Consider the following 13584-nt stretch of genomic DNA (forward strand, 5'->3'; position numbering starts at 1 on the left):
GGAGTATGGGAGCCTCCATGCAGATAAGGAACCCTCAACTAAGCTCACAGTCGCATACACTCTGGCAAGTCGGCATCACGCAAAAGGAGCCTGCATGGGCGGTCGTATTTCCACCTGTATCATCGGCTTGGGCCTACTGACGCTATTGAGCGGCTGTGGCGAGGAAAAGGCCGAACCCAAGCAACATTCCAGGGTCTTCGTGCAGACCGTGCAGCCGGCGGAATTTGCCGCAGCCGTCACGCTCACCGGCGATATCCAGGCCCGGGTGCAAACCGACCTGTCCTTTCGCGTGGGGGGCAAGATCATCCAGCGGATGGTGGATGTGGGTGACCGCGTGAGCGCCAGGCAAGTGCTGGCCAAGCTCGACCCCAAGGACTTGCAGACCAACGTCGACTCCGCGCAGGCCCAGGTCGTGGCGGAGCAGGCCCGGGTCAAGCAGACGGCCGCCGCCTTTGTGCGTCAGGAAAAGCTGCTGCCCAAGGGCTATACCAGCCGCAGTGAATACGACGCCGCCCAGGCCGCGCTGCGCAGCAGCCAAAGCGCGCTGACCGCGGCCCAGGCTCAATTGGCCAATGCCCGCGAACAACTCGGCTACACCGCGTTGGTCGCCGACGCCCCTGGCGTGATCACCGCGCGCCAGGCCGAAGTCGGCCAAGTGGTACAGGCCACCGTACCGATCTTCAGCCTGGCCCGGGACGGCGAGCGCGACGCCGTGTTCAACGTTTACGAATCCCTGCTGGTGGAACCGCCGCCGGAGGCTCCGATCACCGTCAGCCTGTTGGATAACCCCAGCATCAAGGCCGTGGGCAAGGTGCGTGAAGTGACCCCGGCCGTGGCCGCGAATACCGGCACCGTCCAGGTCAAGATTGCCCTGCAGAACCTGCCCAAGGGCATGGAGTTGGGCTCGGTGGTGAGCGCCACCGCCAATGGCCCGGCCAAGGCCAGCATCGAATTGCCGTGGTCGGCCTTGACCAAAGACCTAAACGAACCTGCTGTTTGGCTGATCGACGCTGACGGCAAGGCGCAACTGCATAAAGTCAGCGTGGCGCGTTACCTCACCGGCAAAGTGATCATCGGCGACGGCCTCAAAGGCGGCGAAAAAGTCGTGGTAGCCGGTGGGCAATTGCTGCATCCCGGCATGCTGGTCGAGATCGCCCAGCAAGGAGCCCAGCCATGAAGCGCCTGACGGCATTACTCGCCGCCAGCCTGTTGCTGGCGGCTTGCTCCAAGGAAGAGGCGCCGCCCGAGCCTGTACGCCCGGTGCTGTCTATGCAAGTGAAGGCCGAGGACCAGGAAAACCTTGGCCGCTTTGCCGGCACCATCCAGGCTCGTTATGAGAGCAACCTGGGGTTCCGTGTGCCCGGGCGTATCGCACGGCGTGCGGTGGATGTGGGCGCCGAGGTGGAGCAGGGCGCTCTGCTTGCCGTGCTCGACCCCACCGATCAACAAAACCAACTGCGTGCGGCCCAGGGTGACCTGGCTCGGGTGCAGGCGCAGTTCATCAACGCGCAGGCCAACGCACGTCGCCAGCAAGAGTTGTTCAACCGTGGGGTGGGCGCCCAGGCCCAGCTCGACGCGGCCCAGACCGACCTGAAAACCACCCAGGCGTCCCTCGACCAGGCGCGCGCGTCGGTCAACCAGGCCAAGGATCAGCTCAACTATGCTGAGCTGCGCACCGATCATGCCGGTATTGTCACCGCCTGGAATGCCGAAGCCGGCCAGGTGGTGAGTGCCGGCCAGCAGGTGGTGACTCTGGCCCGTCCGGATATCAAGGAAGCCGTGATCGATCTGCCTGCCGGCCTTGCCGAGCGGCTGCCCGCCGATGGGGTGTTCGTGGTTGCCGGGCAGCTTGACCCTAGCGTACAGACCACCGCCACTGTGCGTGAGATCGAACCTCAGGCCCAAAGCGCCACGCGCACCCGGCGTGCGCGCCTGACATTGGCCGAGACCCCGCCCGCGTTTCGCCTCGGTACGGCAATCAGCGTGACCTTGAGCACCGCCATTGCGCCGCGTATCGAAGTGCCGCTGAGTGCCTTGCAGGAGGTCGACGGCAAGACCCGCCTCTGGCTGCTCGATACCCAGAGCCAGACGGTGCAGCCGCGTGACGTCACGGTGCTCAGCCGTGACGCCGACAGCGCCTTGCTCAATGGCGGGGTCACACCCGGCGAACGCATTGTCACCGCTGGCGTGAACAGCCTGAAACCCGGGCAGAAAGTCAAAATCGATGAGGACAGCCCGCGATGAAAGGGAGCTTCAACTTATCCGACTGGGCCCTCAAGCATCAGTCCTTCGTCTGGTACCTGATGTTCGTCGCACTGCTGATGGGCGTGTTCTCGTACATGAACCTGGGCCGCGAGGAAGATCCCTCGTTCACCATCAAGACCATGGTGATCCAGACCCGTTGGCCGGGGGCGACCCAGGAAGAAACCCTAAAGCAGGTCACCGACCGCATTGAGAAGAAGCTCGAAGAGCTCGATTCCCTCGACTACGTGAAAAGCTACACGCGCCCGGGTGAGTCCACGGTGTTCGTGTTCCTCAAGGACACCACCAGCGCCAACGCCATCCCCGATATCTGGTATCAGGTGCGCAAGAAGATCGACGACATTCGCGGCACCTTCCCCCAGGGGTTGCAAGGCCCATCGTTCAACGATGAGTTCGGCGATGTGTTCGGTTCGGTGTATGCCTTTACCGGCGACGGCCTGTCGATGCGCCAGTTGCGCGACTACGTCGAACAGGTGCGTGCCGAGATTCGTTCGGTGCCGGGCCTGGGCAAGGTCGAGATGATCGGCCAGCAGGACGAAGTGATTTACCTGAACTTCTCCACGCGCAAACTCGCGGCGCTGGGTATCGACCAACGCCAAGTGGTGCAAAGCCTGCAATCACAGAACGCGGTGACGCCTGCCGGGGTGATCGAGGCCGGGCCGGAGCGGATTTCCGTGCGCACCTCGGGGCAGTTCGCCTCGGAAAAAGATCTGGCCAACGTCAACCTGCGGCTCAATGACCGCTTCTATCGCCTGGCGGACATCGCCGACATCAGCCGTGGCTACGTCGACCCGGCGCGGCCGATGTTCCGGTTCAATGGCAAGCCGGCCATCGGCTTGGCGATTGCCATGCAGAAGGGTGGCAACATCCAGTCCTTCGGCAAGGCGTTGCATGAACGCATGGATGAGCTGACTGCGGACCTGCCGGTGGGCGTCGGCGTGCATAAGGTCTCCGATCAGGCCGAAGTGGTGGAGGAGGCCGTGGGCGGTTTCACCAGTGCGCTGTTCGAGGCGGTGGTCATCGTCCTGGTGGTGAGCTTTATCAGCCTCGGCATGCGCGCCGGGCTGGTGGTGGCGTGCTCGATCCCGTTGGTGCTGGCGTTGGTGTTCGTGTTCATGGAATACAGCGGTATCACCATGCAACGGGTGTCGTTGGGTGCCTTGATCATCGCGCTCGGCCTGTTGGTGGACGATGCGATGATCACCGTGGAAATGATGATCACGCGCCTGGAAAAAGGTGAAACCAAGGAGCAGGCGGCCACCTACGCCTACACCTCCACCGCGTTCCCGATGCTCACGGGCACGCTGGTGACCGTCGCAGGCTTCGTGCCGATTGGCCTCAACGCCAGTTCGGCGGGCGAGTACACCTTTACCCTGTTCGCGGTAATTGCCGTGGCCATGCTGGTGTCATGGGTGGTGGCGGTGCTGTTTGCGCCGGTTATCGGCGTGCATATCCTCAGTGCCAACGTGAAGCCGCACAATGCCGAGCCAGGACGGATCGGCCGCGCCTTCAATGGCGGCATGTTGTGGGCCATGCGCAACCGCTGGTGGGCGATCGGTATCACGGTGGCGCTGTTTGTGGCGGCGGTGTTCTCGATGCAGTTTGTGCAGAACCAGTTCTTTCCGTCGTCGGACCGCCCGGAAATTCTCGTCGACCTCAACCTGCCGCAGAATGCCTCGATCAATGAGACCCGCAAGGCCGTCGACCGCCTTGAAGCGATCATCAAGGATGACCCGGACATCCAACGCTGGAGCACCTATATCGGCCAGGGCGCGATTCGTTTCTACCTGCCCCTCGACCAGCAACTGGAAAACCCCTACTACGCGCAGTTGGTGATCGTGAGCAAAGGCCTGGAAGAGCGCGGCGCCTTGATTGCGCGCCTGCAAAAGCGCCTGCGCGATGACTTCGTCGGCATCGGCAGCTATGTGCAGCCGCTGGAAATGGGCCCGCCGGTAGGGCGGCCGATTCAGTATCGCGTGTCCGGCAAAGACACCGACCAGGTGCGCAAGCACGCTATCGAACTGGCCACTTTGCTCGACCAGAACAGCCACCTGGGCGAGATCATCTACGACTGGAACGAGCCGGGCAAAGTGTTGCGCGTGGACATCGCCCAGGACAAGGCGCGGCAACTCGGGCTGTCGTCGGAAGACGTGGCGCAGTTGATGAACAGCGTGGTCAGCGGCGCCTCGGTGACCCAGGTGCACGATGATATCTACCTGATCAACGTGGTCGGCCGCGCCGAAGATGCCGAGCGTGGCACGCCGGAAACCCTGCAGAACCTGCAGATTGTCACACCCAACGGCACCTCGATTCCGCTGCTGGCGTTCGCCACCGTGCGCTATGAGCTGGAGCAGCCGCTGGTATGGCGCCGCGACCGCAAACCGACCATTACCGTCAAGGCTTCGGTGCGCGATGAGATACAACCCACCGACCTGGTCAAACAGTTGGCGCCGACCATCGAGAAATTCAGCGCCGGGTTGCCGGTGGGCTACAAGGTCGCCACCGGTGGCACCGTGGAAGAAAGCGGCAAGGCCCAAGGCCCGATCGCCAAGGTGGTGCCGCTGATGCTGTTCCTGATGGCGACCTTCCTGATGATCCAGCTGCACAGCGTGCAGAAGATGTTCCTGGTGGCCAGTGTCGCGCCGTTGGGGTTGATCGGCGTGGTGCTGGCGTTGATTCCTACGGGTACGCCCATGGGGTTCGTGGCGATCCTGGGGATCCTGGCGCTGATCGGCATCATCATCCGCAACTCGGTGATTCTGGTGACCCAGATCGACGAGTATGAATTGGCGGGCTATACGCCCTGGGATGCCGTGGTGGAAGCCACCGAACATCGACGCCGGCCGATCTTGCTCACGGCAGCGGCGGCGAGCCTGGGCATGATCCCGATTGCGCGTGAAGTGTTCTGGGGGCCGATGGCCTACGCGATGATCGGCGGGATCATCATCGCAACATTGTTAACACTTTTGTTTTTGCCTGCGCTGTATGTGGCTTGGTACAAGATCCGGGAGCCCAAACCAGAACAGAACTGAACATGAGTCATGCCCTGCGCCACGTGTTGTTGATGTGCACCCTGTTGCTGGCACCCGTCGCCTTTGCCGGCACGGTATTGGAAAATTCCCTGTGGCGGGTCGAACTCGACCCGGCCACCCTGGCCATTCGCGTCACACCCAGCGGCCAGCCGCCGGTGCAGGCCTCCAGCGGCGTGGCCGCCCACGCCGTCAGTCAACTTTCACACAATGGCCAGCAAGCCAGTTGGCAGTGGGATGCGGGCGCCTTTCCGGTGAGCGCCACGCTCGAACAACGCGACCTGGCGTTGTCCATCCGGGCACGTGACGCCGGTACATGGCCGATTCTTCAGCAACCGGCCAGCGCCATTGGCAATGGTGTGATGTGGCCTTTGGCTGAAGGGCACTACGTATCCGCCGCTGATCCCGTATGGAGTGCTTTCCTGCTGCAACAGGGTGAGATCAATACCACCCAGGACTTGAGCTTGCCGTTGTGGGGCACGGATCACGGCGGCTTCACCTTGAACTGGCTGCTGACCAACCCCTATAACAACCGCCTGCAATGGCAGCAGGGCATGGCATTGTCCCTGGCCCATGAATTCACTGCGCTCGAGCCCTCGGCACCGATGACCCTGTTATTGCACCTGGGCGACGCCGACCCCTTGGCCGGTGCCAAGCGCTACCGCCAATGGTTGGTGGAGCAGGGGCGCTATGAACCGTTGGCGGACAAACTGCGGCACACGCCCGAGGCGCAAAAGCTGCTGGGCGCCAGCCATGTCTACCTGTGGGGCAATGACCTGCTGGCCGTGCAGGATGTGCGCGACTGGCCGCTGTTGCTCAAGCGCCTGCGCGCTCATGAACTCAAGGGTCTGTTGGACAAGGAGTCCACCCAGGTGCTGGCGCGAACCACGGCATTGAATCGCTATGAGCAAACCGTGCTGTTGCGCGGCCTCAATGCGGCAATCAACAGAAAAGCCCGGCAGAGCTGGCAGGTGGATGCACCCGATATGACCCGACTCGCCGCCCGCTATGGCGAGCTGCGCAACGAGCTGGCCGTGGCGTTTGCCGGCGCCTTGCGCGACCACCCTGAAACCTGGGGCAACCAGACGGTCCGGGCGCTGCGCGACGCCGGGCTGCAACGCGTGTTGCTGACCCTCGGCGAAGGCTGGGAAGGCGGTCTCTGGCATCCTGAAACGATGCGTGCCGGCGTCGACGCCGGTTACCTGATGGCGCCGTACGACTCCTATGAAACCGCCTTGTCAGCCACGGAAAACCCGGACTGGACCACCGCCCATTTGGGCAACAAGGCCTACCGCGACTGCGCGATTGTGTTGAAAAGCGGCAAACTGAAAACCGGCTTCCAGCAATCCGGCCACTACACCGACCCGCGCTGCGTTCGGCCTTTGCTGGAAGCCCGAGTGAAGGCCATCCAGGCCAAGGCCGGGTTCAATGCCTGGTTCCTCGACGCCTATGCCACCAGCATGGTCTTCGACAGCTACCGCGATGGCGCCACGATGACCCAGGCGCAAAATGCCGAAGGCAATATCGACGCCTCACGCTGGCTCAACACGGTGCTCAAACTGCCTGCCGGCTCCGAAGACGGCAATGCCATTACCGCACAGGGGATCCTGTTCGCCCATGGCATGCAGACGCCGGTGATCGGTTGGGGGGACCGCCAGATGACCCAGGACAAACAGTCGCCTTATTACGTGGGCAACTGGTATCCACCGGAAGAACCGACGGTGTTCTTTAAACCAGTGCCGCTCAACGAGCCGTTGCGCAGCGTATATTTCGCGCCGACCATGCGCCTGCCGTTGTATCAGGCGGTATTTCACGGCTCGGTGATCACCACCCATCACTGGCTGTTCGACAGCTTGAAACTGAGCAATGTCAGGGCTGAGAACGAGCTCACCCAACTGCTCTACAACGTGCCGCCGCTGTATCACCTGAGCGCCTCGACGGTTAAACAGCGGTTACTGGTGATGGTGCGTCAGGATCGGTTTTTTCGGCCATTGCATCAGCGCCTGGCGACTCAGGCCCTGACGGATTTCCATTGGCTGACGGCGGACCGGCAGGTGCAGCAGACCACCTTTGCGGATGGGACACGGTTAGTGGCCAACTTTGCCGCCGAGGAAAAGGACGGGTATGCGGGGCGCAGTGTGACGGCGCTGGTGGCGGGCGAAAAACCGGTGGTGTATCAGGTGTATCAGGTGGATCAGGGCCGCCTGTGAGGCCATCGGGAGCAAGCCCCCTCCCACACTTGGCTGTGTTCACACATCTAAATGTGGGAGGGGGCTTGCTCCCGATAGCGTCAGATCCGGCAACAAAAATCTATCGCTTGCGCCACACACTCGCCAACCAAGGCTGCTGCTCCCGAGGCAACCCCGTCGGCCGGTAGTAATGCTCCAGCTCCACAAAGCCCGCCGCCGTCAGCAACGCCCGCCATGCCTCCAGGTCGTGATAAGACCCATACCGTGGCCCATTCCAGCCCTCCTGGTTTTCACCCCGAGGGTTGGAGCTGAACAGCACGCCCGCCGGCTTCAGCGCGGCATGCAGTTGCTTGAGCACACGAGGCAGTTCCTGCTTGGGAATATGGAACAGCACGGCATTGGCAAAGACCCCATCGAAGCGTTCGGCGGGCAGATCCAGCTTGAGGAAGTCCTGCTGCAATACCTCACAGCCGCTGTCTTGCCGCGCCATCTGCGCAAACCGCTCGGAGCCATCGAGCCCTACGGCGATATGGCCCAAGCGCGTGAAGGTCTGCAGATCCCGCCCCGGCCCGCAGCCGAAGTCCAGCACGGTAAACGGCGCCGTGCCCTGGAGATGCCGCAGCAAGGCATCGGTATTCTGGCTGACATCGTGATCGCGGGTGCCTTCACGGAAGTCTTCGGCCACCTTGTTGTAGTGGCCGAGTGTGGTGGAGGTGATCTGGTCGAGGTCGTCGGGCTTGAGGATCATGACAGGCAATACCGAATGCTGGGATACGCCGACTATACCTCACCGTTTGTTGAGTACCCGCGCCAGGCGATCTCCACCCAATTGAATCACTGCCACCAGTACCACCAGCAATACGATCACCGTCAGCATGATCTGCGTGTCAAAACGCTGATAGCCATAGCGGTACGCAATATCCCCCAAGCCCCCTGCGCCTATCGCCCCGGCCATGGCGGACGAGTTGATCATGGTCACCAGAGTGATGGTGAACCCGCCGACAATCCCCGGCAGTGCCTCGGGCAACAGCACGTGCCAGATGATGTGCCAGCGCCGGCAGCCCATGGCCTGGGCGGCTTCGATCAAGCCGTGGTCGACCTCGCGCAGGCTCACCTCGGCGATGCGCGCAAAGAACGGCGTGGCGGCGATGGTCAGTGGCACCACGGCCGCCCACACGCCATAGGTGGTGCCGACAATCAGCCGGGTGAACGGGATCAACGCCACCATCAGAATCAGAAATGGAATAGAGCGGAACAGATTGACGAACGCGCCCAGCACGCGGTTCAACGCCGGTGCCTGGTAGATTCCGCCCTTGTCGCTGGTGACCAGGAATACCGCCAGCGGAATCCCCACCAGCAAGGCGATCAACGATGACACACCCACCATCAACAAGGTGTCGATGGCGCCCTGCAACAAACGATCAAACCACATAACCCAGCACCTCCACCTGTTGCGCCCAATTCCCGGCACGCTGGCGCAGCTCCGCAGCGTTGTGGGGCGAGCCACTCACCGCCAGCAGCAGTTGCCCCAGGGCATGCCCTTGAATACGTTCCACGCCGCCTTGCAGCAAGCGCACACGCCCGCCGAGAGCGCCAAACAGCGCGGCCAGGTCGGGTTCATCGTGGGCGCTGCCGGTGAACTGCAAGCGCAACACCAGTGCAGCGTCAGCCGAGGCCTGGGTGGCTTGCAAACGATCCTGCAGTTCTTGCGGCAGCCCGTGTTGCAGCGGCTCCAACAGGGTTTTGCTGACCTCGTGCTGCGGGTTGCCGAACACTTGCCACACCGGGCCTTGTTCGACGATGCGCCCGTGTTCCAGCACGACCACGCGGTCGCAGATCTCGCGGATCACCGCCATCTCATGGGTGATCAACACAATGGTCAGGCCCAGGCGCTGGTTGATCTCGCGCAGCAGGCCGAGAATCGATTGGGTGGTCTCCGGGTCGAGGGCCGAGGTGGCTTCGTCGCACAGCAGAATCTCGGGGTCGTGCACCAATGAACGGGCGATGCCCACGCGCTGTTTTTGCCCTCCGGACAGTTGCGCCGGGTAGCTGTGGTGTTTGTCCTTGAGGCCCACCAGTTCCAGCAGCTCGCGGACCTTTTGCTCACGCTGCGGCTTGGGGATGCCGGCCACCTTGAGCGGCAACTCGACGTTCTGCCAGACGGTCTTGGCCGACATCAAATTGAAGTGCTGGAAGATCATGCCGATGCGCCGACGCAGCGCCACCAGTTGGTCCTCGTCGTACCCGCCGATGTCCACCTGATCGATCAGCACGCGCCCGCTGCTGGGTTGCTCCAGGCGGTTGATGGTGCGGATCAACGAAGATTTACCGGCGCCGCTGCGGCCGATGATGCCGAACACTTCGCCGCGCTGGATGGCCAGGTCGATACCTTGCAGGGCATGCACGCTGCCGTCATAGGTTTTGCCCAAGTTGATAAAACGCACATGGGCGCGGTTCAGGTCGGGGTGCAGTACGGTCTGGCTGGCATCCCTGGGCGGTGTGCCCAGGTCGCGCAGCTGGCGGTTGGCGGCGGTCATCTTCAGCCTTCCCAGCCGACTTGGTAGAGCTTGCCGAGGGATTTATCCAGGGCGGCGCGCACGACCGGCGAATGTTGGTAGATATCGACGAATTTGATCACCCGTGGATCGGTTTTGCTTTTCGGCTGGATCACAAACTGGATCACGTATTCCGGGTGGTCGAGGCCGTCGAACAGCAAGGCCGATTCGGCATCGAAGGTCTTGGACAGGCGGATATACGCCGGGTAGCCCTGTACCAGATCGGCGTCGTCATAGGCGCGCACCAGTTGCACGGCTTCCACTTGCAGGATCTTGATCTTTTTCGGGTTGGCGATGATGTCTTCTTCGGTGGCCTTGTAGCCCACGCCCGGCTTGAGGGTGATCAACCCGGCCTTGGCCAGCAGCTGCAGGCCCCGCCCGCTGTTGATCGGGTCGTTGGCGATGGCCACGCTGGCGCCCTGGGGCAGGTCATCGAAGCGTTTGTACTTTTTCGAGTACAGGCCGACGTTGTTGATGATGCCCGGCGCATAGGGCACCAGGTCAAAACCGGCGGCGGCCTTGGCATTTTCCAGGAACGGGATGTGCTGGAAGTAATTCACGTCGATATCACCGGCAGCCAGGCTGACGTTGGGCGCGATCCAATCGGTGAACTCGACCAGTTCGACTTTCAGCCCCTGCTTGCCGGCTTCGGCCACGGCGGCCTCGAGGGGAATCGCGAAGGCGGCGGTGGTGCCGATTTTCAGCGGTGCATCGGCGGCGAACACCGTCGCGCTGAACAGGCCGAAGGCCAGGGCCAGTGCTTTGACTGGGTGGGTGAGCAGTGTTTTTTTCATAAGATGTTTCCAGTCATAAGGTATGGGTGCAAACCATGGAGACTCAGTGTGGGAGGTGGCTTGCTCCCGATTGCGGTGGCTCAGTTGATAAATCTGGTGGCTGATACATCGCTATCGGGGGCAAGCCCCCTCCCACACTGTTTGCTCACATTTTTGGTTCAGTGGCGGTAGGTGGATCCTGTGTGTTGTTCGGGTAAGCGTGGCGTGCCGTGGAACACCTTTTCTCTTAGCGTTCCAGCCTCGTACGCGGTTTTGTAGGACCCACGCCTTTGCAACTCCGGCACCACCAGATCAATGAAATCCACATAGCTTTCCGGCGTCACAATCCGCGTCAGGTTGAAGCCATCCAGCCCGGTTTCGCTGATCCAGGATTCCAGTTCATCGGCGACCTGTTCCGGCGAGCCGACCAGGGTGATGTAGCGGCCACCCAGGGCGTGTTGCTCGAGCAATCTGCGCCGTGTCCAATCGTTGTTCTGCAGATTCTTGGTCGCCGACTGGATGGCATTGCTCTTCACGTACTGGATCGGTTCGTCGAGTTCGTATTGGGCAAAATCAATCGCGGTGGACGCCGAGAAATGCGCCACGCCGGCTTCCGCGCTGGCGTAGCTCAGGTATTCGGCGTGCTTGGCCCAGGCCTGCGCTTCGGTGGCGCCAACGATCACGTTGAGGCCCATGAAAACCTTGATGTCATCCGGGTTGCGCCCGGCCTCGACCGCGCTGGCGCGCACCTTGTCCACCTGGGCCTTGGTCGCCGGCTTGTTCTGCCCGCTGATGAACACGCACTCGGCGTGACGCCCGGCGAACAGCAAACCACGCTCGGAGCTGCCGGCCTGGAACAGCACCGGCGTGCGCTGCGGCGAGGGTTCGCACAAGTGATAACCCTCTACCTGATAAAACTCGCCGTGGTGCTCGACCTTGTGCACCTTGCCCGGCTGCGCATACACCCGCGCCTGCGGATCGTTAAGCACGGCGTCATCCTCCCAACTGCCTTCCCAGAGCTTGTAGAGCACCTCCAGGTATTCGTCGGCCTGGTCGTAGCGCCGGTCATGCTCGGCCTGCTCGGTGAGGCCCATGGCCTTGGCGGCGCTGTCGAGGTAGCCGGTGACGATGTTCCAGCCCACCCGGCCCCGGCTCAGGTGGTCGAGGGTGGACATGCGTCGGGCGAACAGGTACGGCGGCTCGTAGGTCAGGTTGGCCGTCAGGCCGAAGCCGAGATGGTGCGTCACGGCGGCCATGGCCGACACCAGCAACAGAGGGTCGTTGACCGGTAGCTGAATCGACTCTTTGAGCGGCACATCGATGGAGTTCTGGTAGACGTCGTACACGCCGACGATGTCGGCGATGAACAAACCGTCGAACAGACCGCGCTCCAGGGTCTTGGCCAGTTCGGTCCAGTACTCGAGGGTTTTGTACTGCGTCGAGTTGTCCCGTGGATGCGTCCACAGGCCGTGGTTGATATGCCCGATGCAGTTCATGTTGAAGGCATTGAGCAGGATTTTCTTTTTCACTGTTTCAGGCGCGGGCATCAGATCGTCCCCCGCAATGGCGGGTTTTCATCATTGAGGTAGTAATTGCCCACCGCGTGATACTTCCAGCGCACCGGGTCGTGCAGGGTGTGCACGCGGGCGTTGCGCCAGTGCCGGTCGAGGCCATGCTCGGCCAGTGTGGCCTGGCTGCCGGCCAGTTCGAACAGCGTGCTGCCGGCGGCCAGGGAAATCTCGGTGCTCAAGGCCCGCACTTCGGCGACGGCGATGGAGGCGGCGGCAACGCTCTGGGCATTGCTGTCGGCCTGGGCGCGGTCAAGAAATTCGCCCGAGCGCTCCAGCAGTGCCTCGGCGGCGTGCAGGCGGGTGCTCAGGTGGCCGAAGCTTTTCAGGGTCAGCGGGTCTTCGCTGGCCTTGTCGTTGCCGGAGTCGATCCACGGCCGGGTCTTGGTGCGCACAAAGTGCAATGCATCTTCGAAGGCGGCGCGGGCGATGCCGGTGTCGATGGCCGCATGCAGGATCTGCGCGAGCGGGCCGACGGCGGTCGGGCGTTCGAAGGCGCTCTGGAACGCGACCACATCTTGCGCCGCGACCCACACGTTATCGAATACCACCGAACCGCTGCCGGTGGTGCGCTGGCCGAAGCCGCTCCAGTCATCAATCACGCTCAGGCCTTCGCTGTCGCGGGGGACAAATGCCAGTTGCTGTACGCCGTGTTCATCCACTACCGAGGTGGGAATGCGCTGGGCGTAGATCGCGCCGGTCGAGTAGAACTTGCGTCCGTTGATGCGAAAGCCTTCACCGTCGCGGGTGAGGCTCGTCACGCGGTCATGCGCGGTCTTGGTGCCCAATTCCGCCAGGGCGTTGCCAAACCGCTGGCCGGCCAGCACCTCGGCGTACAGGCGTTTTTGCTGGGCCGGGCTGCCGTTCACCCGCAGCACTTCCAGCGCATAGAAATGGTTCTGCGGAATCTGGCCCAGTGACGCATCGGCCTGGGCTATCAGCGCGATGACCTTGGCCAGGGTGACGTTGGACACGCCCGCGCCACCGTAGGCCTTGGGTACGCTGATACCCCACAGGCCGGAGCGGGAAAACACGTCCAGTTCGGGCAAGGGCAGGCGGCGTTCACGGTCGCGCTGGGCGCTGTCGCGGCGAAAGTCTTCGGCCAGGTCGCTGGCGACAATAAGGGCTTGTTCATCGCTGGTGATAACCGCGACGTTTGTAGAGACAGTCATGTGTGTTCTCCAGAAGCTCGTGGAAAAAGTGTTCTG

At 62.4% G+C, this 13584-nt stretch carries 10 protein-coding genes; 4 read left to right on the forward strand and 6 right to left on the reverse strand.

From position 1 onward, the window contains the following. The first annotated feature begins 94 nt into the window (after positions 1-94). From DK870_RS00610 to DK870_RS00625, 4 genes are read left to right on the forward strand one after another with little or no spacing between them, the layout of a single operon-like run. Positions 95-1177 carry an efflux RND transporter periplasmic adaptor subunit gene (locus tag DK870_RS00610; protein ID WP_090367544.1) on the forward strand — a complete coding sequence of 361 codons (1083 nt, stop codon included), beginning with the start codon at positions 95-97 and terminating at the stop codon, positions 1175-1177. Continuing rightward, the gene (locus DK870_RS00615) at positions 1174-2244 is read left to right on the forward strand and encodes an efflux RND transporter periplasmic adaptor subunit (protein WP_060754691.1); all 1071 of its coding nucleotides are present in this window, start codon (positions 1174-1176) and stop codon (positions 2242-2244) included. Before DK870_RS00610 ends, DK870_RS00615 begins: the two co-directional genes overlap by 4 nt. Further along, positions 2241-5294 carry an efflux RND transporter permease subunit gene (locus DK870_RS00620; RefSeq protein WP_060754690.1) on the forward strand — a complete coding sequence of 1018 codons (3054 nt, stop codon included), beginning with the start codon at positions 2241-2243 and terminating at the stop codon, positions 5292-5294. Before DK870_RS00615 ends, DK870_RS00620 begins: the two co-directional genes overlap by 4 nt. A 2-nt stretch (positions 5295-5296) precedes the next feature. Next, positions 5297-7501: a glycoside hydrolase gene (locus tag DK870_RS00625; RefSeq protein WP_161547658.1), complete on the forward strand. Its 2205-nt coding sequence runs from the start codon at positions 5297-5299 to the stop codon at positions 7499-7501. Positions 7502-7601: 100 nt separating this feature from the next. Here DK870_RS00625 and DK870_RS00630 read toward each other — a convergent pair whose 3' ends face one another. The 6 genes from DK870_RS00630 to DK870_RS00655 form a co-directional block, all read right to left on the reverse strand. Continuing rightward, positions 7602-8228 carry a bifunctional 2-polyprenyl-6-hydroxyphenol methylase/3-demethylubiquinol 3-O-methyltransferase UbiG gene (locus tag DK870_RS00630; RefSeq protein WP_161547659.1) on the reverse strand — a complete coding sequence of 209 codons (627 nt, stop codon included), beginning with the start codon at positions 8226-8228 and terminating at the stop codon, positions 7602-7604. 39 nt (positions 8229-8267) lie between these two features. Further along, positions 8268-8912 (reverse strand): methionine ABC transporter permease, encoded by a 645-nt coding sequence (locus DK870_RS00635; protein WP_056858169.1) that lies wholly within the window; start codon positions 8910-8912, stop codon positions 8268-8270. Next, positions 8902-10017 (reverse strand): methionine ABC transporter ATP-binding protein, encoded by a 1116-nt coding sequence (locus DK870_RS00640; protein WP_161547660.1) that lies wholly within the window; start codon positions 10015-10017, stop codon positions 8902-8904. The genes DK870_RS00635 and DK870_RS00640 overlap by 11 nt, the downstream gene beginning before the upstream one ends. A 2-nt stretch (positions 10018-10019) precedes the next feature. After that, the gene (locus tag DK870_RS00645; RefSeq protein WP_090367531.1) at positions 10020-10829 is read right to left on the reverse strand and encodes a MetQ/NlpA family ABC transporter substrate-binding protein; all 810 of its coding nucleotides are present in this window, start codon (positions 10827-10829) and stop codon (positions 10020-10022) included. A gap of 158 nt (positions 10830-10987) precedes the next feature. After that, a complete protein-coding gene (locus DK870_RS00650; protein WP_161547661.1) occupies positions 10988-12355 on the reverse strand; it encodes an LLM class flavin-dependent oxidoreductase in 1368 nt (455 codons plus the stop codon). Further along, the gene (locus DK870_RS00655) at positions 12355-13548 is read right to left on the reverse strand and encodes an SfnB family sulfur acquisition oxidoreductase (protein ID WP_104995224.1); all 1194 of its coding nucleotides are present in this window, start codon (positions 13546-13548) and stop codon (positions 12355-12357) included. Before DK870_RS00655 ends, DK870_RS00650 begins: the two co-directional genes overlap by 1 nt. Positions 13549-13584 lie beyond the last annotated feature (36 nt).

This window comes from Pseudomonas sp. Q1 (assembly GCF_009935975.1).
Classification (GTDB): Bacteria; Pseudomonadota; Gammaproteobacteria; order Pseudomonadales; family Pseudomonadaceae; genus Aquipseudomonas; species Aquipseudomonas palleroniana.